Source organism: Neobacillus sp. Fa239, from assembly GCF_055395235.1.
In genome coordinates, this window is record NZ_AP041611.1 from 1,175,161 (window position 1) to 1,196,256 (window position 21,096).

General features: G+C 37.7%; 21 protein-coding genes. 16 read left to right on the forward strand and 5 right to left on the reverse strand.

From position 1 onward, the window contains the following. Window positions 1-110 precede the first annotated feature (110 nt). Window positions 111-1,472: an IS1182 family transposase gene (locus ACZ5XR_RS05580; RefSeq protein WP_464500685.1), complete on the forward strand. Its 1,362-nt coding sequence runs from the start codon at window positions 111-113 to the stop codon at window positions 1,470-1,472. 566 nt (window positions 1,473-2,038) lie between these two features. Here ACZ5XR_RS05580 and ACZ5XR_RS05585 read toward each other — a convergent pair. Both ACZ5XR_RS05585 and ACZ5XR_RS05590 read right to left on the reverse strand, forming a co-directional pair. Then, a complete protein-coding gene (locus tag ACZ5XR_RS05585; protein WP_464500686.1) occupies window positions 2,039-3,124 on the reverse strand; it encodes a tetratricopeptide repeat-containing glycosyltransferase family 2 protein in 1,086 nt (361 codons plus the stop codon). A 56-nt stretch (window positions 3,125-3,180) separates the two neighbouring features. Then, window positions 3,181-3,633 (reverse strand): hypothetical protein, encoded by a 453-nt coding sequence (locus tag ACZ5XR_RS05590; RefSeq protein WP_464500687.1) that lies wholly within the window; start codon window positions 3,631-3,633, stop codon window positions 3,181-3,183. A 244-nt stretch (window positions 3,634-3,877) separates the two neighbouring features. On the opposite strand from ACZ5XR_RS05590, the gene nfsA reads away from it, so the two are divergent. The 10 genes from nfsA to ACZ5XR_RS05640 all read left to right on the forward strand — a co-directional run bounded on the left by nfsA (window position 3,878) and on the right by ACZ5XR_RS05640 (window position 13,440). Continuing rightward, window positions 3,878-4,630, forward strand: coding sequence for an oxygen-insensitive NADPH nitroreductase (nfsA, locus tag ACZ5XR_RS05595; protein ID WP_464500688.1), 753 nt, complete (start codon window positions 3,878-3,880; stop codon window positions 4,628-4,630). Between the two features lie 176 nt (window positions 4,631-4,806). Continuing rightward, window positions 4,807-5,775, forward strand: a complete 969-nt coding sequence (locus tag ACZ5XR_RS05600) for a DMT family transporter (protein ID WP_464500689.1) — start codon at window positions 4,807-4,809, stop codon at window positions 5,773-5,775. A gap of 203 nt (window positions 5,776-5,978) precedes the next feature. After that, window positions 5,979-7,010, forward strand: a complete 1,032-nt coding sequence (locus ACZ5XR_RS05605) for an RIO2 family protein (protein ID WP_464500690.1) — start codon at window positions 5,979-5,981, stop codon at window positions 7,008-7,010. A 15-nt stretch (window positions 7,011-7,025) separates the two neighbouring features. Continuing rightward, window positions 7,026-8,141 (forward strand): glycosyltransferase family 4 protein, encoded by a 1,116-nt coding sequence (locus ACZ5XR_RS05610; RefSeq protein WP_464500691.1) that lies wholly within the window; start codon window positions 7,026-7,028, stop codon window positions 8,139-8,141. After that, complete coding sequence (locus ACZ5XR_RS05615; RefSeq protein WP_464500692.1) at window positions 8,138-8,911, forward strand: HipA family kinase; 774 nt, start codon at window positions 8,138-8,140, stop codon at window positions 8,909-8,911. Before ACZ5XR_RS05610 ends, ACZ5XR_RS05615 begins: the two co-directional genes overlap by 4 nt. A 163-nt stretch (window positions 8,912-9,074) precedes the next feature. Further along, window positions 9,075-9,980, forward strand: a complete 906-nt coding sequence (galU, locus tag ACZ5XR_RS05620) for a UTP--glucose-1-phosphate uridylyltransferase GalU (protein ID WP_464500693.1) — start codon at window positions 9,075-9,077, stop codon at window positions 9,978-9,980. Between the two features lies 1 nt (window position 9,981). Beyond that, window positions 9,982-11,301: a UDP-glucose dehydrogenase family protein gene (locus ACZ5XR_RS05625; RefSeq protein ID WP_464500694.1), complete on the forward strand. Its 1,320-nt coding sequence runs from the start codon at window positions 9,982-9,984 to the stop codon at window positions 11,299-11,301. Between the two features lie 141 nt (window positions 11,302-11,442). Continuing rightward, window positions 11,443-11,949: a hypothetical protein gene (locus tag ACZ5XR_RS05630; protein ID WP_464500695.1), complete on the forward strand. Its 507-nt coding sequence runs from the start codon at window positions 11,443-11,445 to the stop codon at window positions 11,947-11,949. 156 nt (window positions 11,950-12,105) lie between these two features. Next, complete coding sequence (locus ACZ5XR_RS05635) at window positions 12,106-12,474, forward strand: Gp49 family protein (protein WP_464500696.1); 369 nt, start codon at window positions 12,106-12,108, stop codon at window positions 12,472-12,474. Between the two features lie 96 nt (window positions 12,475-12,570). After that, window positions 12,571-13,440: an alpha/beta fold hydrolase gene (locus tag ACZ5XR_RS05640; RefSeq protein ID WP_464500697.1), complete on the forward strand. Its 870-nt coding sequence runs from the start codon at window positions 12,571-12,573 to the stop codon at window positions 13,438-13,440. A 113-nt stretch (window positions 13,441-13,553) separates the two neighbouring features. On the opposite strand, the gene ACZ5XR_RS05645 is transcribed toward ACZ5XR_RS05640, so the two are convergent. Further along, the gene (locus tag ACZ5XR_RS05645; protein WP_464500698.1) at window positions 13,554-13,748 is read right to left on the reverse strand and encodes a hypothetical protein; all 195 of its coding nucleotides are present in this window, start codon (window positions 13,746-13,748) and stop codon (window positions 13,554-13,556) included. Between the two features lie 126 nt (window positions 13,749-13,874). Continuing rightward, window positions 13,875-15,113, reverse strand: a complete 1,239-nt coding sequence (locus ACZ5XR_RS05650; protein WP_464500699.1) for an O-antigen ligase family protein — start codon at window positions 15,111-15,113, stop codon at window positions 13,875-13,877. A 352-nt stretch (window positions 15,114-15,465) separates the two neighbouring features. On the opposite strand from ACZ5XR_RS05650, the gene ACZ5XR_RS05655 reads away from it, so the two are divergent. Next, window positions 15,466-16,344: a GNAT family N-acetyltransferase gene (locus tag ACZ5XR_RS05655; RefSeq protein WP_464500700.1), complete on the forward strand. Its 879-nt coding sequence runs from the start codon at window positions 15,466-15,468 to the stop codon at window positions 16,342-16,344. A gap of 26 nt (window positions 16,345-16,370) precedes the next feature. Here ACZ5XR_RS05655 and ACZ5XR_RS05660 read toward each other — a convergent pair whose 3' ends face one another. Next, window positions 16,371-16,823 (reverse strand): Rrf2 family transcriptional regulator, encoded by a 453-nt coding sequence (locus ACZ5XR_RS05660; RefSeq protein ID WP_464500701.1) that lies wholly within the window; start codon window positions 16,821-16,823, stop codon window positions 16,371-16,373. Between the two features lie 209 nt (window positions 16,824-17,032). On the opposite strand from ACZ5XR_RS05660, the gene ACZ5XR_RS05665 reads away from it, so the two are divergent. The 4 genes from ACZ5XR_RS05665 (at window position 17,033) to ACZ5XR_RS05680 (ending at window position 21,094) form a co-directional block, all read left to right on the forward strand. Then, entirely contained in the window at window positions 17,033-17,899 is an 867-nt protein-coding gene (locus tag ACZ5XR_RS05665) for an SDR family oxidoreductase (protein ID WP_464500702.1), read from the forward strand. Window positions 17,900-18,261: 362 nt separating this feature from the next. Beyond that, the gene (desA, locus tag ACZ5XR_RS05670) at window positions 18,262-19,278 is read left to right on the forward strand and encodes a Delta(5) desaturase DesA (protein WP_464500703.1); all 1,017 of its coding nucleotides are present in this window, start codon (window positions 18,262-18,264) and stop codon (window positions 19,276-19,278) included. 83 nt (window positions 19,279-19,361) lie between these two features. After that, window positions 19,362-20,498 (forward strand): sensor histidine kinase, encoded by a 1,137-nt coding sequence (locus ACZ5XR_RS05675; RefSeq protein ID WP_464500704.1) that lies wholly within the window; start codon window positions 19,362-19,364, stop codon window positions 20,496-20,498. Then, window positions 20,495-21,094 carry a response regulator gene (locus ACZ5XR_RS05680; RefSeq protein ID WP_464500705.1) on the forward strand — a complete coding sequence of 200 codons (600 nt, stop codon included), beginning with the start codon at window positions 20,495-20,497 and terminating at the stop codon, window positions 21,092-21,094. Before ACZ5XR_RS05675 ends, ACZ5XR_RS05680 begins: the two co-directional genes overlap by 4 nt. The last annotated feature ends 2 nt before the right edge of the window (window positions 21,095-21,096 follow it).

The window sequence follows — 21,096 nt, forward strand, 5'->3', positions numbered from 1 at the left end:
CTCATTTAGAGATGGTCATTGCAGACTGTCGACAAATCCGAGAAAAATCGGGTCTGCCGGCAGTCTTTTTTGTATAATTGATATATGAAGATTTTAATGAGGTGGATACTATGCTTTCAAAAAATACACAGATGAATCGTGACCAAATAGAAATGATAGCTTTAGAACAACTTGTACCTGCGAACCATTTGGTTCGCAAAATAGAAGCTGCCATAGATTTCTCATTTATCTATTCACTTGTACAAGATATGTATTCATCTGATCGAGGTCGTCCGAGTATTGACCCTGTAGTATTGATTAAGATGGCGTTTATCCAATATACCTTCGGTATTCGCTCTATGCGTAAAACTATAGAGGAAATCGACACAAATATTGCTTATCGTTGGTTTTTAGGCTTTGGATTTTATGATAAAGTACCACATTTCTCAACCTTCGGTAAAAATTACGAAAGACGTTTCAAGAACACTGATTTGTTTGAGCAGATTTTCTATCGTATTTTGAAGGAAGCTTCTGATAAAAAATTAATAAGCAGTGATCACGTTTTTATTGATTCCACACATGTTAAAGCAAGTGCAAATAAGCGTAAAATTGAGAAGAAAGTCGTTCGAAAAGAAACCAAAGCATATGAAGCGCGATTACAAGAGGAGATTAATAGTGACCGCGAAGATCACGGGAAAAAGCCATTTCCTCCAGATAAATTTGAAAAGGAAGAAAAGAAAGAAATTAAAGAAAGCACCACGGACCCAGAAAGTGGTTATTACGTAAAGGACGAGCGTACTAAACAGTTTGCTTACTCATTCCATACAGCTGCTGATCGAAATGGTTTTGTTCTGGGTACGATTGTTACACCAGGGAATATACACGATAGCGTTATTTTTGAACCACTTCTAGAAAAGGTCATTGAAAAACACGGGAAACCTGAGGCTGTTGCTGCTGATGCTGGATATAAAACGCCTGCCATTGCCCAATACTTATTTGAAAATGATATAACGCCTGCATTACCTTACACTCGCCCTCGTACGAAGGATGGCTTCTTAAGAAAGCATGAATATGTTTATGATGAATACTATGATTGTTATATCTGTCCGAAAGGACAAATATTAAAATATGCAACAACGACAAAGGAAGGTTATCGACAATACTTCTCTAACCCCATTGAGTGTAAAAATTGCCCATTATTATCACAGTGTACACAGAGTAAAGAACATAAAAAACTAATTCAACGACATGTGTGGGAAAACTATTTAGAAGAAGCCGACCATCTTCGTCATACAGAAGAAAATAAAACTATATATGCAAGACGTAAAGAAACGATTGAGCGTGTCTTTGCGGATGCTAAGGAAAAGCATGGAATGCGATGGACAACCTTAAGAGGTCTAAAAAAATTGTCTATGCAAGCGATGCTTACTTTTGCTGCCATGAATTTGAAAAAGATGGCCAGCTGGACATGGAAAAGTCCGGTAATGGGGTAAATATATGAATAAGATAAGTCTAAGTTTTGCTCTTACGAGCAAAAGTCCAACAAAAAGGCATCCGAATGGACACATTCGGATGCCTTTTGTCTACAATCTGAAATGACCATCTCATTTAGAGATGGTCATTGTTTTGTGTGTGCCAAGCAAGCCGTTAATTCCTAATTGATGAAAGTCCAATCTGAGTAAGTGCAAAGACCCTACTAAATAAGGAGTTTGGTGGTAGCTCTAATAAAGTAGTGTTTAAAATAGTTAAGTAGACAACTTAGGAATAATATAAGTATAAACAGTTAATATAAACTCCTGATGTATTTGGAAATAAACTCTAATTCTTAGGATATTGTCTTCCGTCTGGGTTATGAGCCCTCAAGAGCAGCATCCATTAATCTACAATCATTCCAAATTAACTCTATTGAATCATTCTGCGAGTAGGGTTTGTTTTTAATAGAAATAGACTAGGATAATTTCGAATATGGATAGTGATTTTTAAAATATTTTTAATGAAAAGGTAAATTCCAATAAATCAGGTTTATATTATAAAAGTAAGTAAAGAAAACTCCTCGGAATTAACTAGAGGAGTTTTCTTTTAAAAGAGATTCCAGTACGGATTTATTTTTTACAATTAATTCATGGTTTGGATAAAAGGAGTGGGCAAAAACTATATGTTTGTACGCTTCATTGATTTCTTTTAATCTAGAATAACAAATACATAGTTGTAAGTGTGGGATCCATGTTGAACAGCCGTGGTGTCTAATCCCGCCGTTGTCTACTTCGGGGAGAATTGTGGCAAATTTGAACCAGTGGAGTGCAGCTTTCGGGTCGCCATTTTGTAGAAAGAAAAATCCGATGCGACAACAGTCTTCAGGGCTTGGAGGTCCAAATTGAAACGATTTTAAAGCGTATCGAATCGCATTCTCAATATCAGCCAGCTGTCCATAGCAATCGGCGATTTTACCATAAGCCGTTCTTTCATCTTCAATCCAATGATTTTTAGTGTTTAAAAATTCCAAATAGATAGGAATTGCTTTTTTATAGTTTTCGTGATCATATAGTTCATTTGCATAGTAAAATAAATCCCGTGGAGTAAAGGGAATCCCCTTTTTTAATCGACCTTCATAAATAAGTAAGTTTCTTTCAAGATTTTGATGCTTTCTTTTATGGGTAACCGATATGTCACTATGAATAATATTTCCGCATACATCAAGGCATTCATGGACTGCCCCATGCCATTTAAATTGTTTTTCGCGTTTTACAAGCCTCATCTGTCTTAGACTTACCATAACATTACCCGACTCATCAAATGCAGCGAGGTATTTCATTGTAACTCCATCTATGGATGATGGGAGAGTTTTTTTTAATTGAAATAATTTATCTCTATCCTCATAACAAAATATGTCGTCCGCATCCATCGTTAAAATATAATCTTCATTCGCTTGTTGAAATGCAAAATTCCGAGCGGCAGAAAAATCATCAACCCATTGAAAATGGTGGATATTACTTGTATACCTTTGGGCAATTTCTAGAGTCCGGTCAGTGGAGCCTGTATCTACAATAATAATTTCGTCAACAACATCTTTTACGGATGCCAAACATTGCTCAAGGGTATTTTCTTCATTTTTCACAATCATACACAAACTAAGTGAAATCATCATATCCTCCGTATAAAAATACCTGCATCCTGCTAAAGTGCAGACAAGGTTTGGAAGTATTAATTTTTTGGGTCAATGTAATGTTTGTACAATTCTTTCACCCAGTTAATTAATTCTTGATCACTTTGAGAAACATCTAAGTCTGATTCTGATAACCTAGTCGTGTCTGTTTTATTTGTTGTCCCAGTTACTTCAGTTTCTCCATTTTGTCCGGTAACCCCGGTTACCCCAGTTACCCCAGTAATCCCAGTTAGTCCGATTAAACCAGTTTCTCCAATTTCTCCGGTTGAACCAGTTTCTCCAGTTACTCCAGTTGAACCAGTTTCTCCAGTTACATTATTTGCTCTTTGTTTTTTAAACCATTCAGAAAAAGGAATCAATTTTCCAATTCCATATACATTTGGATTTCTTATGAGATTCTTTGAGGGTTTAGGGTGTTTAGGATGTTTAGGGTGTTTAGGATGTTTAGGGTCTTTAGGATCTTTAGGATCTTTAGGATGTTTAGGCGGCATATTTATCACTCCAATAAGTAGGTTAATATAAATTATTAATTTATAAAGAAAATAGTTCTAGGGATAAATACCAGAAAATAAAAATAGGTATCTGTCTCTCCTAATAATCTGTCTAGAAAATGGTGTAATTTTTTTATGATTGGGACACTACCTCATAAATGAAACACTTTGAACAAGTAAAAGAGAATCATCCTTTTATAATAAGTTATAATAAAACTGAGTAGATGAAAAAGGATGATTTCAATTGAAAAGTAAAAAGTCAGTTTCGGAAACAATTAACGTGATGCAAAACCATGTCTCTGTTCGCAAATATTCAGGGGAACCAATCCCAAAAGAACATCTGATGGAAATACTTCGATCAGGACAAGGCGCGGCTTCCTCTCATTTTGTCCAGGCATATTCCATCATTCATGTTAAGGATAAGGAAAAAAAGGATCAAATCGCTGATCTCGCTAAAAATGGACATATCAGTGACGCTTCCGATTTCTTCATATTTTGTGCGGATTTAAAACGCCTGGAAGTGGCTGGTAAGAAGAATGGAATTGTTATCGAGCACGATAATTTAGAAAATTTTATGGTTGCGATTATTGATACCGCCCTGATTGCCCAAAATGTCATCACAGCAGCAGAATCACTTGGTTATGGCGGCTGCTATATTGGCGGTGTACGAAATAATCCCGATCCCATTGGCAAGCTTGTTGGTCTTCCTGACAAAGTGTTTCCTCTATTTGGATTATGCTTGGGGGTTCCCGCCGAAAGGAACGAGGTGAAACCAAGACTTCCGTTAGATGCTATCCTCCATGAAAATCAATATACTGTGGAGAAATACGAGAGTTTGCTTGATGAGTATGATCAAACAATGAACACCTATTATCAACATCGTTCTACCAATAACAAACAAACGAACTGGACTGAATCCATGGCCCATTTTATGAAAAATAAAAGAAGAGCTCACATGAGGGAATTCGTCGAAAGCAAGGGATTCCATCTGCAATAGAACAAAGTGTCCGGCACCAATTCTACTGGAGCCGGATTTTTTTTGGAATTCTTTTATAAATGTTGTTATTTCTGCTGGACTTATTTATTTAGTTATACAACATAAATAATCTTTGTATATAAATCCAATTTGCGATATATTGGTTTTACGAAACTAGGGATTAGGGGAGAGTTCAGTTGAAACCTATTTTTATCGGCATTTGTGCTTCCTTCTTTTTTGCTTTTACATTTATTCTCAATACATCTATGCAGCTTTCCGGCGGCAGTTGGATTTGGAGTGCAGCCCTGAGGTATATCTTTATGACGCCATTTCTATTGTGTATCGTACTAATGAGAAAAAAACTCCGTCCACTCTTATATGAGATGAGAAATAAGCCTGGAAGATGGTTATTATGGAGTTCTGTCGGCTTTGGCCTGTTCTACGCTCCCTTATGTTTTGCATCCGTGTATTCGCCTGGTTGGCTTATTGCAGGAACATGGCAAATTACGATCGTCTCAGGTACATTACTTGCGCCATTATTTTTTGAAACGGTAAATACAAAAAAAGGCCCCATACAGACAAGGGGAAAAATTCCACTTAGAGGTCTGTTAATGTCACTGATTATTCTCTTGGGAATTATTTTCATGCAAATTGAACATGCCAATCGCCTTTCCTTGGAAAATGTATTACTGGGAGTTGTCCCCGTTCTGATTGCATCCTTTGCATATCCATTGGGAAATCGTAAAATGATGGAGGTTTGTGAAGGACGGTTGGATACTTTCGAACGAGTGCTAGGGATGACGCTTGCAAGCCTTCCATTTTGGTTTATATTGTCCATTTATGGTTTTTATACCGTAGGGCTTCCTAGTAATGGCCAGATTTTCCAATCATTATTGGTCGCCCTTTTTTCCGGAGTTGTTGCCACTGTTCTTTTTTTCAAAGCAACAGATATGGCCCGGGGAAATATGCAAAAATTAGCTTCTGTAGAATCTACACAATCGATGGAAGTCCTGTTTACATTAGCGGGTGAACTATTATTTTTGTCCGCGCCTATTCCATCTCCTTTAGCTTGGTGTGGGATTTTAATCGTTGTTCTTGGCATGATTTTGCATAGTTATTATTCAAATAAAAACGAGGAACGTAATTTAGAGCAATCAGTGGCTTAATTTTAGACTAGTAGTTGAGAATTGTACCCCAGGGCTAAAGCCGTGGGGTTTTTAGCTTTCACTGGACAATTTTTTTAATTTTATAAACCACTGCCCTATCATTTTTAAAATGTATGAATTAACTAATATAAAAGATAATTTTCTATAATTCTATTCAGTAATTGCAGCTAGTTAATAAATACTTTACGAAAGGAGTGAACACAATGATTAATAAAAAATTGAACATTTACCAATTGGAAGGATGGATAAAAAACATACAAGTTCGGAATCTGATGGAAGCTGATGTAGAGGTTATTAATAACTCTCCGATGGTCATGATTGGTAAAGGGCGCCAAGGAGCCGTTTTCCAAGTTTCGGATGACATTTGTGTGAAAGTATTTGGCAATTCAGAGGATTGTGAACGAGAATATTACGCCTTATCGCTAGGACAACAAACAAATTTGCTTCCACGCGTTTATGCAAAAGGGCAAAGGTATATTGCAATGGAAATGGTAAAAGGGGTTGACCTCCGTGAATACCTGCAATCGCAGACCTTAACACAAGAGCTATCCGCCAAATTGATTCAGATGTTAGTAACGTTTAAAGAAATCGGGTTTGAAAGGATTGACCATCATAAAAGGCAAATTTTCTTACAACCGGATGGAAACTTGAAAGTAATTGATGTGGCGAGAACAGTTTGGCGTGATCGTGTATATCCCTATCCACGAAAGCTTTTAACTTCACTTGGAGAAAAAAATAAAGCATTGTTTTTATCGCATGTACAAGCACTTGTTCCTGATTTATATAATGAATGGATGCATTATATCCATATGGAAGAGCAATCTCGTCAAATTCTTCAAATCCTCCTTTCACAAAAAACGGATAATAATACTTTGAAAGATGTAAGCAATAAGTTGTTAACAACAAACGATGAGGGAAAATATGGTGTTATGCTAGAGGCCTTAGTGAGCAAGGTATTTAAAGAAGAATGGAACAACATGATGCTTGAACAAGGATATGATCTTCATACTTTAAATGAAATGGAAAAGTATTGGGGTCTTCAAAACCAAAATAATCGCTATAGTCGCGATCATTCTAGCAGTGAGAGAAGACGTGAAAGCAAGTATGTAAAAGTGCAGCAAAGTGACAAGATGGATCAGCGAAAACAGGATGAAAAGCCATCATCATCACCATGGTTAAATAAGAGGCATTTTAACAATAAAGAAAGAGACCTGAGAGGTGGTGCACAACAATAACGAGGGGAGACTAATATGAAAGTACTAGTAATTTGGCGACTGCTCACTGTTGGCGGTGTAAACGCCGGCTGGAGGAATCGCGCGAATTATTTCAAACAACATGGAATTGATACAGAATTTCTGTATACAACAGATCATGGCGGACTTCACATTATGAAGGATGTGGCTACCGTTTATTTGACGAAGGATGAACAGGAGATTATTAACATTATTAAGAATAACTCTTATGATGCCATTATTGTTGTAGATACAGGGAATGCCTACAAATGGTTAAGAAAAGCGAAATACCAAGGCCCCGTCCTTGTGGAAGCTCGTACACCAGAGCTCATAAAGCTTAGTAATCATTTAAAATCATTTCGAAATATCCAACCAGAATTAATCATCGTTCCTTCAGAGTATCAAAAACGGTTAGTGTCGATATTGACTAATGATATTCCCATCCATGTCATTTACAATGGGATTGATACATCCTTTTTCCGAGCATTATCGAGCAAGGAAATTGATTTCAACAGTACACCTGCAATACCGAAAGATAAAAAAATTATAGGATGGATCGGGCGATTAGATAAACGGAAAAATTGGCCGATGCTGCTGGAGATAGCCAAAAAGATTAAAAGTGAACGCGACGATATAGAAATTTGGGTAATTGGCGGAGCACAAAGTGTGCAAAGGGAAGAATTTGAAGCCAAATGGCGAGAGGAGAATCTTACAGATATCGTTAAATGGTTTCCGGTTATCCCCTATCAGGAAATGCCCCAAGTTTACGCGAAAATTCTCCAATCAGGCGGCTGCACTCTTTCCACAGCAAGATCAGAGTCATTCGGCAATACCTTTATTGAATCCATGATATGTGGTGTTCCAGTTGTGGCATCGAATATCATGCCAATGTCAGAATTGGTTATTCAGGGCAAGACCGGTTTACTCTATTATGGGCAAAATGTTCAGGATGCGGTAAAGCAGTTATATAATATTTTGGATGATCGAGATCTTCATCAACAAATGTCAAAGGCAGCCATTGATCATGTGCAGCAAACCTTTGCTATTGAAATGGTAGCAGATATTTATATCAACTTGTTAAAAAAATTTCACCAGAAAGAAAACGGGGATATTAATACGGTGATGGGGCCATGATTCAGCCTGTTTCGTACCGTAAAAAGTTGGAAGGAAAATCGAATGCGCACCTTATTACTTTTGACGATGGACAAGACTATGTGGTGAAATATTTACAATCCGGCTTTGAAAAATCCCTGGCAAATGAATGGGTTGCGTATTGCTTAGGACGCTATCTTGGGCTCCCTATTCCATTTGCTAAATTGGTAGAAATTCCACCCGAATTTTCTTCGCAGATCCCCGATATAGAACATTTAACGATTACCCAAAAACAATTTGCATCACTGTATATCCCAGATTGTATGGATGGCCACCAGGTCGCTGAGCCACAGATTATCAATCGTCCATCGCTTGCTGGAGTTATTGTATTTGATTATTGGCTTAATAATCACGATCGGACCCGCAAAAACATTCTCTTACACGAAGAAACACCAAATTTTTATCATTTATGGATCATTGACCATGCAGAAGTCTTCGGTTCATATAATTGGAAACCATCTGATTTGGAAAAACTTCCAGTCGATATGATCAAGAGTCATACACACCAAGTAATGGCCCGTTTTGTCACTGACGAGAAGGAATTTAACGAGCAACTAGAACTGATTCAGATGATCCCAATCCTATTAATAGAAGAAATTGTTGCACTAATCCCCGATGACTGGATGGTTTCTTCTGAGGAAAGGAAGGCGATTGTCAGTACGTTATTAAGACGAAGGAAAAAGAATCTTCCCGAACTAGTAGACAAATTCAAGAAAAAAATTTATCGGCCATTGCATGATAGTCATGGATAACTCCTTTACCTCTTATCAGGTAAAGGAGTTTTTTTCTTTAAATCAATATTTAGCCTATTTATGCCATTTTCGGTTATTCGCCTCTTTTTCTAGGTATCTAATGTGACAGGGGGCTGTCCCCTTGCATATAAAGAATTATGAACTACAAGAAAGGAGGAAGCGTATGAAAATCCGAAAGGCTATCATTCCAGCTGCCGGTCTCGGAACTCGTTTTTTGCCGGCTACAAAAGCTCAGCCGAAGGAAATGCTCCCGATTGTTGATAAGCCAACGATTCAATATATCGTAGAAGAAGCTGTAGCTTCAGGGATAGAGGAAATTATTATCATCATTGGCAGGGGGAAAAGAGCAATCGAGGAGCACTTTGATAAATCCTATGAGCTTGAAGAAACTTTATTGAAAAAAAATAATCTAGTAATTTTAGAGGAAATACAGAAAATATCAAATTTAGCTAATATCTATTATGTACATCAGAAGGAACCAAAAGGACTGGGACATGCTATTCTTTGCGCGAAGAATATTATTGGGAATGAGCCGTTTGCTGTTTTGCTGGGAGATGATCTTGTACTCTCGGAAACTCCGTGTTTATTGCAGATTATCAAAGCATTCAATTATTACAATTGCTCCATCGTGGGGGTCCAGCATGTGCCCGAAGATGAAGTAGACAAATACGGAATAATCAAACCAAGATGGACAAATATTGAATCAAATCTTTCCTATATTGATTCATTAGTAGAAAAACCAAAAAAAGAAGAAGCTCCCTCTCAATATGCCATAATGGGGAGATATGTTTTAAAACCGGAGATTTTTGATATTTTGGAACGGCTTCCAATTGGAAAAGGAAATGAATTACAGCTGACTGATGCCATTAATGAATTGAATAAACAGCAATCAGTATTAGCCTATACCTTTGCAGGGAGACGGTATGACATTGGAGATAAAATCGGCTTTATTAAAGCAACGATTGACTTTGCTCTAAATCGGGAGGAAATAAGGGAAGAGTTACTCTCCTTCCTAATAGAAATTTTGAAGAAAGAAAGCCCTAAGATCATTGAGAAGGAGTCTTCTTAATATGAAGATAGCTGTTATAGGTACAGGCTATGTCGGGCTATCTACGGGCGTTTGTTTGTCAGAAATAGGCCATCATGTAACATGCATCGATATAGACGAGCAAAAAATTTCTATTTTACAAAAGGGGATTTCTCCAATTTACGAACCAGGACTTGAAGCATTACTCATTAAAAATGCAGCAGAAGGAAGACTGCTATTTACCACTTCACATAAAGATGGAATAAAAAATGCCGAAATTATTATCATGGCTGTTGGCACACCGCAAAGAGAGGATGGGGCAGCAGACTTATCCTACCTTATGCAGGCAGCGTTGGATATAGCGGTCCACCTTAAAGAAGAAACTATAGTTGTTATTAAAAGTACGGTGCCGGTTGGAACAAATGAATCTATTCATCAAATTCTCAAAGATAAAGGTAAGACAAAGGTCAAGATTATTTCAAACCCTGAATTTCTTAGACAGGGATCTGCTATTCAAGATACCATGCATGCGGATAGGATCATTATTGGCTATGAGGATAGGAAAGCAGCAGAAAAAGTACGGGATATGTATCTTCCTCTACAGGTTCCAATCCTGTTCACAAGCTTAAGAAGTGCAGAAATGATCAAATATGCTTCCAATGCTTTTCTGGCGACAAAAATCAGCTTTATTAATGAAATTGCGAATTTATGCGAAGCGGTAGGGGCGGATGTTAAGGATGTCGCAATGGGCATGGGAAATGATAATCGGATTGGAAACGCATTTTTGCAGGCGGGAATTGGTTTTGGTGGCTCATGTTTTCCTAAGGATGTAAAAGCATTTCTCCATAGTGCATCCCAAAATGGGGTGGATTTCTCCATACTTAGAGAAACAATCGCGATTAATGACAATCAGAAACTGCTCCTAGTTACAAAAGCGTTAAAGCGTTTTGGTGATTTAAAGGGCAAAACAATCGCGCTGCTAGGTCTTTCCTTCAAGCCGGAAACGGACGATATGAGGGAAGCGCCTTCACTTACTATCGTACAATCATTAATAAGTCTGGGAGCAGAAGTTAAAGCGTATGACCCGATAGGCATCGAACAAGCAAAAAAAATTATTGGTGATACCATCTATTATGCCAGCTCTGTGTTGGATGCAGTTTTGAATGCCGATGCTGTCTTTATTATTACAGAATGGAAGGAGTTTAAATTGTTGGATCTATCCAGCCTCGTCAAAAAAATGAAATATCCTATTATTTTTGACGGTCGAAATTGTTTTAACGAAGATAGAATAAGAGAATGTGAGGAAATTGAATATTATCCAATTGGAAAACCAGCTATTCTAATTGGAGATGAATTCAAATAGAAAAAATCCCAATAGGTATAGTTGACATTCCATGGCACTATACATAAACGCAATGGCCTTCATGTTAGAACCTCATGTTATACACCCATTTTCCTCTAATCACATAAAATAAATGGACGCTTACATTCGGGAGGGAAATCAGTGAGTTACTCTTATCCTGCTCAAAGTCAGCAGCCGCTTCTAATATATGTATCTTCTGGCCCAGAGAAAGAAAGAAGCGGCTATTCAGTTTTTGAGACAGCTGCTTATCCAACCTATTTTTCAGCATTTATAACAGCAGTGTACTTTCAACGTTATGGGGTTCCGGTGACGATGTTCTTTAATGGTGATGGTGTGAATGGATTAATTAAGGGAAGGCTTGCAACCATGATTGGCAATCCCGATGTGGAGGAAACGATTACCCAACAATTAGAGATGGCCATTTCTGATTTTCTTAACGGCGATCAACCAGAGAATATCTTGGAATGGGCTAATACCTTTGTCCGCCATGGAGACTTAGTCACCTTTTGCGGCACAACCAACACATGGGCGGGAAATGCAAAATCCTGGTCGGATACCTCTAAAATGGAATCCTTCGCGACCCCCCTTAATATTCAACAAGTAGCAGCGATTGTAATGGATAAAAATAGGCATTATATTTCTTTATAAAGAAGTCCAAAAAAGGCTGGAATCCTGGGATTCATAGGGTTCAGCCTTTTTATTCCTAAAAAATAATTAAATCAATCCGGCAGGAAATTTGCTGATCATCATCGAATTTATCGATGGAACGGTACATATTATTTTTTAAAAGGAGGGCGATCTTAAATGTTTATTGATAGCATTTGTCCAAAATGTGGCGAGATTAACCATGTCGAATATAAGGGGCAAAAAAACCTATTTGTTACTTGTAAAAATAACCACATATATGACCATATCGTAATCCCTCATTCTCGTTTGATTGAAATTAAGGAAGATAAGCGCTCCCAATTGGAGCGAATGATTGTGGAGAAGAAATTTCATCGCATGAGCGATAAATCAACCATTTGTTTGTTAATCTTTGACAATGGTTATGAAATCGAAGGGCGGTCTACCGTGCAGGATGTCGCTGATTTTCGGACCGTAATCGGCAAAGATAAAGCCTATGAGCAGGCATTACGGAATGCGATTGTAGCGTTGGGCGCATTTTTAAAATAATGTTAGGAATTGACTTCATAAGAATCGTGAATCAAACACTTGATTGAACAAATCAAGTGTTTTTTCAATAAACAGGTAAAAAATGGAGGAGATAACATGTCCAAGCGAAAGTCCAAGTTTATGGTGATCGAGGGGAAGGAAATTCATTTTTCAGAATGGGGCGAGCCCTCAAATCCGACCGTCATATGTGTGCATGGGTTAACGAGAAACGGCCGAGATTTTGATATTTTAGCAGACCTTCTTTCAATGTCCTATCATGTCATTTGCCCCGATATCTTTGGAAGAGGTTTAAGTCAATGGAGCACGAATCCGGAAGAGGAATATTGTTTTCATTTTTACGAACAGCAAATTGTTGGTTTACTGAATGAATTAGCGATTGATCAAGTTAGATGGGTCGGTACATCAATGGGGGGAGCAATAGGAATTCGGGCAGCAGGAGGAAGCTTAAAAGGGAGAATTACCCATCTTGTCCTAAATGATATTGGCGCCTGTCCTTCAGAAGAGGCTATGAGGAACAGCACAAGTGCTTCAAATGAAGCGCTTCAAGCCATCTTGACCTACACGGCAAATCCACCGAAATTTGAGACCATGGCTCAATTAAAAAACTATTTTCAACAAATCTATCCGGCACTAGGATTTACAGAGGATGAACAATGGATGCAATTTGCTCAAAATTCATCCCGTAGAATGGACAATGGTCAATTAACTCCAAACTATGATCCGAATATTGTGAAGCAATTTTTACAAGTGAATGATTTAGCATTGTGGGAGCAATGGGATCAAATTATTGCGAAGGTAATGATAATAAGGGGCGAAATATCAGGAATTTTACCATTAGACACCGTAGCAGATATGGCCAAGCGCGGCCCTAATTTTATCCTTCATGAATTAAAAGGATTAGGGCATGCACCTGGATTAGATACAGAAGAACAGCTTGGATTTATTGAAACCTTTCTAAAGTCATGACTAGATGAAATTTCCCCCTTGTTTCTTCAAGATTTGGACAAACATAGGGGAATTCATTTTACATATACACGATGTAAACTCATTGGATTACCTGCCATTTTCATTTAATTTTTTTAAGTATGGACTGTCTCACGTTCCTGTTCTTCAAGTAAAATTTCTTCTTCAAGACTTTCCCACCATCGGCTTGTCGGTGAACCAAAGTCACCAGAGGACAAATCCAGCTTCATTTTTTTCGCTTCCGCTCCGTCTTTCACTTCATCCCAATGATTACAAATCTGATAAATATCATCAAAATCAGCCAATGACATGTTCTTCACCTCCCTCTCAACTTTAGTATATGCCTACCCCCATGCTAAAAAGGATAACAATCGTGACATTTTTTAGAATTTTTAAATTTCTCTTTGCAAAAAAAGTACCAGTCCCCTATGCTAATATTAGCTAGGGTCTGGTACTTTCTTTTGACGAAGCAATGCATGCCAATGTTTAAACGAATGATTGGTCCGCCCGATGTATTGCTGCCACATACTGACTAAAATAAGCGCAGGAAGGGCAATCTGTGGTGAGGATAACGGAAAGTCTAAAATACCGGTTAAACCAAGGATTGGCATTGAAAATAAGAACCAATCAAATAAAGTTTTGCTGCGGTTATATTTAAGCAATTTAATGAAATTAAACATAATTGCTACTGTTAATCCAATAAAAACGAACCCGGCAATAATCCCAAAATCGGCAAAAATGGCCAAAAAGATGTTATGGGCATGGGCAGCCTGATGTCCGGTATGGTAGAAATACTTATCAGGAAAACCAAGCGGCGTTAATCCAAATTGTGGATACTCCAGGATCAATTGAATACTGTTTTTCCAAATATAAACACGGGTTGAAAAGTTTGTAAAAATGTCAAAGCTTCTTGGAATGTAGTGATAAAGCCAAAACCCATTTAGCAGGACAAGCGTTGCAATCGCAATCGTAATTTTCCAGCTTAATCTAAAGAGAAAGATTCCAAATAAGAAAATCATGGCCCCAAATCCTGAACGCGATCCTGTTGCATTTATTCCGGCAACCATAAAGGAAAGTAATGGGATATAAAGGATCAATAATTTATAGGTTTTCATTCTGATGACCTTTAATAGCTCGGCAAAGAGAAATCCTAACCCAAACACTAATAAAAAGGCGGAATAATTAGGGTTATACGCTGAACCGTACAAACGTTCATGACTTAAAAATCCTAATAATTGGCTGCCTGTTAAATATCCAATGATTGAGTTTGTCCATCCTTCCCGAAAAAGGAACTGATTGAGCAGCCCGAATATATATTGATAGGCCCCGCCAAAAATGATGATCCAGCTAAAAGATTTTAACTGAGTCACTTTATTTTGAGTTATTGTAAAAAGATAAACTCCGTAAAAACCAACAATGGAGAGTGAAATGGCTAAGAAACTCCATTGCAGCTGCTGAATGGCTGCTCCGATACTTGATAAAAACATGATTAAAAATAATACAGTAATACTATCAAATGGAATTCCTTTTCTGGATTTTAAAGTTCGATAGAATTCCTTCCCACCAAGGACTAACATATAGAAAATGCCAATCGGTGGAAAAACAATTAATAAGGTCAATGCCAGCATTAAAGGCTGTTTTTGCATGTTTTGATATAAATCCTTAAATTTCTTCATAAATTCTCCCCTTTCATTATCTAAAGCCGCAGCACTAGGGGTGTATTCTCATGTTAGAGTTGTTACATTAGCGAATTAATAATATTTAACCTAGTTATTGTACACTGATTTACTTAATTTATCCTTAATAAAAAGCTGGTAAAAGAATTTTTTTGCTTTGTTAAACTTGGTTGATTGTAGCGAAGGGCGCTCCAATCAACGGTTATAAAAAATCATCATTCGCTTTTAACACTGCATTTTATTTTAATTTTGTTTAGACGAATTTTATCCATTAAAATGCAATTTTATTCCTGTAATTGTTTTTAAATTAGGGGATACACCTGTTTATTAGATTAATCGAAGGTGGGATATTATGCAAGATATTATCTTTTTAAAAGGGTATCAGGACCATGTTCTTTTAAGGAAAAGCTTTAATCAACTGGCAGAAAGCATTTTTGGCATTGAGTTTGAAACATGGTTTAAACAAGGTTATTGGACGGAAAAATATCAGCCCTACTCTTTTGTTCATCAAGATAAAATAGTTGCCAATGTTTCTGTTAACCTGATTACTTTAGTGATTCATAACGAGAGGAAGATAGCGGTTCAAATTGGAACCGTCATGACCCATCCTGACTACCGGAACATAGGTCTTTCTAGAAGATTGATGGAAAAGGTGTTAGCGGATTTCCAACATGTTGACATATTTTATTTGTTTGCCAATCAATCTGTTTTGGATTTTTATCCGAAATTTGGGTTTCAAACTATTCAGGAAGTTCAATATTCAATGGATTATCATGTTGGTTTATCTGCACCTTCATATTTGAGAAAATTGGACGGAAGAAAACCTGAGGACTTAGCTTTTATTTATTCATTAGCTGCTAATCGAGTACCGATTTCAAAGATGTTTGGAACCGTTGGAACAGAAGAGCTCCTAATGTTTTACAGCATCATGGTATTTCCGCACGATCTTTATTATTTAGAAGAGGAGCAAGCTGTAGTTATATTCAAAATGGAGGCTGATGTTTTACATCTCTTTGATGTTGTTAGTCGTCAAGCAATAAGAATGAAAGATATTTTAGGGAAAATTGCTGATGAGCGGATAAAAAAAGTAGTCTTCCATTTTCATCCGGATGATTCTGATGCAAGTTTCTATAAAGAGAATGATCAATCAAGTAATGTTTTGTTCATAAAGAATCTTACGAACGTGTCATTGCCTTTAGTGTTTAAACACCCACAGACATCTCAAGCTTAATGGGATGTCTGGTAAGAAAGATCATATTAATGGTTGCATTCATTACTTTTTAGTTGCTCTTTTTCGATAATATCTTTTACAACATCTTCGATGGTCACATTTCCAAGAGCCTTCTCCAGTGCGGATTGAGCCATTGAAAATAATGGTTCTATTGCATTTTGAATATTCCTTCCGACGGGACAAGCTGGATTAGGATTGTCATGTTTGCTAAACAGCTCTTTTTCCTGCACCACATTTACGGCCTTGTAGACATCAAATAATGAAATTTTAGATAGACCCTTGGCAAGTTCGGCTCCGGCAATACCAGGTCGTACATTTACTAAACCTGCATTTTTTAACATACCCATAATCTTTCTAATCACGGCAGGGTTTGTATTTACACTTCCTGCGATAAACTCTGATGTATTTACCCCTCCTTTATTAACCTCAAGAAGTGCTAATATATGAATTCCAACTGAAAATCGGCTGCTAATCGACATTTTTGGTCACCTTCCTATCGTCTATCTATAAGAGTATCGACTTATTTTTATCATGTAATTAATTCGATTACAAGTGTATTATAGCTAAATATACTCAAAATACAAAATGGGATATTTGTGTTGACAAATAAATCGATTGTAATTATGATGATTACAGGTAATCAATTCAATTACATCTTATGATAAAAAATATATTGGAGGAAAAAACAATGAAAATGTTAGTAACAGGAGCAACAGGTAAATTAGGTAGTAAAATTGTAGAGGCATTACTGAAAACTGTACCTGCAGAACAGCTGGCTGTCAGTGTCCGAAACCCAGAGAAAGCGGAAGCATTACAGAATAGTGGAGTAGAAGTTCGTCAGGGGGATTTTGACAAGCCGGAAACTTTGGATTCGGCTTTTGCAGGTATCGATCGTATCTTAATTATTTCTGCTGATGGAGACAATGAAACAAGAATTCGTCAGCATGCCAATGCAGTCGCTGCGGCAGAGCGGGCTGGAGTGAAATTTATTGCGTATACCAGTATTGTGAATGCAATGGAAAGCAATAACTTATTCGCACCAACGCATCAAGCAACAGAAAAGGCGATCTTGAAAACAGGGATTCCCTACGCCTTCCTACGCAACAATTGGTATTTAGAGAATGAAATTCCAAGCATCCAGGGAGTGCTAGCAGGAGCTCCTTGGGTGACATCAGCTGGAAATGGCAAAGTAGGCTGGGCACTTCAACAAGATTATGCAGAGGCCGCAGCAGCTGTCCTTTCTGGTAATGGGCATGAAAATATGATCTACGAGCTTTCCGGCAAGCTATTGACACAGGAAGAACTTGTATCTGTCCTCGCTAATGTATTGGGTAAAGAAGTTCCTGTAAAACAGGTTGATGATGCTGCTTATGCGGAAATTATGAAAGGTGCCGGCGTTCCAGAATTCCTGCTTCCATTACTAGTTGATATCCAAAAAAGCATTCGAGAAGACACACTGGCAATCGAGAGCAATGATTTCGAAAAACTCCTAGGTCGACCAGTAACCTCAATCAAAGAGGGACTAACACAAATCGTTAATGGTCTGTCTAACTAGAGGAAAATTTAATAAACAGAAATACCATTAGTGTTTAGGCTAATGGTATTTTATTTAGGCTGTTTTCTAAAAAGATTGTTGTTATTAAATAGGTTATATGAGAAGTTGATTGGAGCGGAAGGTGCGAGACTCCTGCGAGAGCAGCGGGACAGGTGAGACCCCACAGGCGCTATTGCGCCGAGGAGGCTCACCGCCCGCCCCGCGGAAAGCGAGCATCCTGGAGCGGAAATCAACCACTAATTTAAAACTCAATTCGACGATACATGACATTTATCATGTTTCGAGCATGACAGGTATGTCTTCATGGGGGAATATCCTTTCATTATAATTAGTTGTAATTAATGATGAAGGGAATAAATACTATGCCCCAACTATTAGAAAATCAAAAACAATTGAGAAAACAAGTGGCACCTTTTGAAAAGGCAAATACAAAAGCCAGTGTCTGGCAGCTGATCAATACGTTGGTACCGTTCTTCCTTTTATGGTTCTTTGCGTATCAAAGCTTAGCTATTTCTTATTTATTAACATTCGCATTAAGTGTGATTGCGGCAGGATTTTTGGTGCGTGTCTTTATCATTTTTCATGACTGCTGTCACCATTCCTTCTTTAAAAATCGTAAAGTCAATAAAATTCTTGGTACGATCACAGGGGTCCTAACGCTCCACCCATATAGCCAATGGCAGTATGAGCATTCTGTTCACCATGCTACCAGCAGTAATTTAGATAAGCGAGGTATAGGGGATCTTTGGATGCTAACAGTGGAGGAATATGTAGCCGCATCCTTATGGACAAAAATATCCTATCGCCTCTACCGAAACCCATTGGTCATGTTTGGTTTAGGTCCCATTTATGTTTTTCTTATTAAAAATCGCTTTAATCGAAAAGATGCCAGAATGAAGGAAAGAGTAAATACCTATTTAACAAACATTTCCATAGCAGTACTTGCAGGATTGCTTTGCACATGGATTGGCTGGGAATCATTTCTTTTAGTTCAAGGGCCAATCTTTATGATTTCAGGGGCAGCGGGAATTTGGTTGTTTTATGTTCAGCACACATTTGAAGATTCTTATTTTGAAGAAGATCCAGATTGGGAATATGTAAAAGCAGCGGTAGAAGGAAGTTCCTTCTATAAACTTCCGAAGCTGTTGCAATGGCTAACTGGAAATATCGGTTACCATCACGTTCACCATTTAAGCCCGAGGGTTCCAAATTATAAGCTTGAAGAGGTACACAAACATACGGAGCCGCTGCAGAATGTTCCGACTTTAACACTTGCAACTAGCTTAAGCTCTCTTAAATTTCATCTATGGGATGAACAATCAAAAAAATTTATCGGCTTTAAAGATTTGAGATTTTTAGCAAAAATGAAGACTGTTTAATCGAATAAAGTGGTAAAATTAGGATAAGGCATACATATGTCCTTGTCCTTCATTTTTATCACAGAAAATAAGAGGTTTCGTACATGATGAAAAAGTACATGACTTTCCAAAAAAATAATGGGATTACCCCATACATTTGGACTGTTCTTTGCATTTTACCGTTTTATTTTATCTTTCAGACCTCCTCGTTGATCAAAATCGTGATAGGTATTTTATTAACCATTCTATTTTTTGTATTCTACCGAATTGCCTTTGTTTCTAAGGGCTGGCCGGTTTATGTTTGGACATTAATTCTAATTGGTATTTCGATCACATCAACGAGCCTTTTTAGTTATGTCTATTTCGCTTTTTTCCTTTCCTATTTTATTGGCAATATCAAAGAGCGCATTCCTTTTTTCATTCTATATTTTATTCATTTGTTTAGCACTTCTGCTTCAATCAATTATAATATCGTCGCCCATGAAAAAATGTTTTTGCCTCAATTGCCTTTTGTCATTATAATCTGGGTCAGTGTCATCCTTCTTCCATTTAGCATCTATAACCGAAAGAAAAGAGGGCAGTTGGAAGAAAAGCTGGAGGATGCCAATAAGCGTATTTCTGAATTGGTTAAAATGGAAGAGCGGCAGAGGATTGCCCGTGACTTGCATGATACTCTTGGACAAAAGCTTTCACTCATTGGCTTAAAAAGTGATCTCGCCGGTAAATTGATTACCAAAGACCCAGAGCAGGCGAGGAACGAATTAAAAGACGTCCAGCAAACCGCCAGAACAGCATTACGGGAAGTAAGAAAAATGGTATCTTCAATGAGAGGAATCCGTTTGAAGGATGAAATTCAAAGGGTCAAACAAATGATCACTGCGGCGGAAATAAAGTTTGTATGTGATGAGGATTTTAATCTGGAGAATGTTTCTTTATTTACAGAGAATATTCTTAGCATGTGTTTAAAAGAGGCGGTAAACAATGTGGTCAAGCACAGTGGTGCATCATCTTGTACTATTTCTCTCGAGCAATCGTGGAAAGAAGTAATCATGACTGTCCGTGATAATGGTGTTTTTAAAAGTGCGGTAAACCTGGAAACAGGTGGACATGGGCTTCTTGGTATGAAGGAGCGCCTCGAATTTATTAATGGCAGTCTTGAGCTATTAACAAAAGAAGGAACAACATTAATCATTAGGATTCCAAATATTGTTACTCCAAACGAAGGGGGGATTCAAGTATGATTCGAATCGTCATTGCCGAAGACCAGCAAATGCTGTTAGGTGCTTTTGGGTCGCTTTTAAATTTAGAAGATGATATGGAAGTAATAGGGAAGGCTTCAAATGGAGAAGAAGCTGTCGCGCTTGTCCAAAAGTATAAGCCGGACATTTGTATAATGGATATTGAAATGCCCGGAAAAAGCGGGCTCGAGGCGGCAGAGGACATTAAGGGGCTCGGCTGCAAGATTATTATTTTAACTACCTTTGCGCGGTCGGGATATTTTCAACGTGCCATAAAGGCAGGAGTGAGCGGCTATTTGTTAAAGGATAGTCCAAGTGAAGAGCTGGCAAGTTCCATCCGCAGTGTTATGGCAGGCAAAAGAATTTTCGCACCGGAGCTGATGGATGATGTTTACGGTGAAGAAAATCCCCTTACCGACCGGGAAAAAGAAGTCTTGGAGCTAGTAGCGGATGGGAAAAACACAAAGGAAATTGCCGACCAGCTTAGCATCAAAACTGGAACTGTCCGTAACTATATATCGATTATTTTAGATAAGCTGGAAGTAAAAAATCGGATAGAAGCCATCACACAATCCAAGGAAAAAGGATGGTTTAAATAAAA

What these genes read in the sequence shown, in the direction of transcription:
- ACZ5XR_RS05580 (WP_464500685.1), top strand. Translation starts at nt 111, where the DNA reads ATGCTTTCAAAAAATACACAGATGAATCGTGACCAAATAGAAATGATA.
- ACZ5XR_RS05585 (WP_464500686.1), bottom strand. Translation starts at nt 3,124, where the DNA reads ATGATGATTTCACTTAGTTTGTGTATGATTGTGAAAAATGAAGAAAAT.
- ACZ5XR_RS05590 (WP_464500687.1), bottom strand. Translation starts at nt 3,633, where the DNA reads ATGCCGCCTAAACATCCTAAAGATCCTAAAGATCCTAAAGACCCTAAA.
- ACZ5XR_RS05605 (WP_464500690.1), top strand. Translation starts at nt 5,979, where the DNA reads ATGATTAATAAAAAATTGAACATTTACCAATTGGAAGGATGGATAAAA.
- ACZ5XR_RS05610 (WP_464500691.1), top strand. Translation starts at nt 7,026, where the DNA reads ATGAAAGTACTAGTAATTTGGCGACTGCTCACTGTTGGCGGTGTAAAC.
- ACZ5XR_RS05615 (WP_464500692.1), top strand. Translation starts at nt 8,138, where the DNA reads ATGATTCAGCCTGTTTCGTACCGTAAAAAGTTGGAAGGAAAATCGAAT.
- galU (WP_464500693.1), top strand. Translation starts at nt 9,075, where the DNA reads ATGAAAATCCGAAAGGCTATCATTCCAGCTGCCGGTCTCGGAACTCGT.
- ACZ5XR_RS05625 (WP_464500694.1), top strand. Translation starts at nt 9,982, where the DNA reads ATGAAGATAGCTGTTATAGGTACAGGCTATGTCGGGCTATCTACGGGC.
- ACZ5XR_RS05635 (WP_464500696.1), top strand. Translation starts at nt 12,106, where the DNA reads ATGTTTATTGATAGCATTTGTCCAAAATGTGGCGAGATTAACCATGTC.
- ACZ5XR_RS05640 (WP_464500697.1), top strand. Translation starts at nt 12,571, where the DNA reads ATGTCCAAGCGAAAGTCCAAGTTTATGGTGATCGAGGGGAAGGAAATT.
- ACZ5XR_RS05645 (WP_464500698.1), bottom strand. Translation starts at nt 13,748, where the DNA reads ATGTCATTGGCTGATTTTGATGATATTTATCAGATTTGTAATCATTGG.
- ACZ5XR_RS05650 (WP_464500699.1), bottom strand. Translation starts at nt 15,113, where the DNA reads ATGAAGAAATTTAAGGATTTATATCAAAACATGCAAAAACAGCCTTTA.
- ACZ5XR_RS05655 (WP_464500700.1), top strand. Translation starts at nt 15,466, where the DNA reads ATGCAAGATATTATCTTTTTAAAAGGGTATCAGGACCATGTTCTTTTA.
- ACZ5XR_RS05660 (WP_464500701.1), bottom strand. Translation starts at nt 16,823, where the DNA reads ATGTCGATTAGCAGCCGATTTTCAGTTGGAATTCATATATTAGCACTT.
- ACZ5XR_RS05665 (WP_464500702.1), top strand. Translation starts at nt 17,033, where the DNA reads ATGAAAATGTTAGTAACAGGAGCAACAGGTAAATTAGGTAGTAAAATT.
- desA (WP_464500703.1), top strand. Translation starts at nt 18,262, where the DNA reads ATGCCCCAACTATTAGAAAATCAAAAACAATTGAGAAAACAAGTGGCA.
- ACZ5XR_RS05675 (WP_464500704.1), top strand. Translation starts at nt 19,362, where the DNA reads ATGATGAAAAAGTACATGACTTTCCAAAAAAATAATGGGATTACCCCA.
- ACZ5XR_RS05680 (WP_464500705.1), top strand. Translation starts at nt 20,495, where the DNA reads ATGATTCGAATCGTCATTGCCGAAGACCAGCAAATGCTGTTAGGTGCT.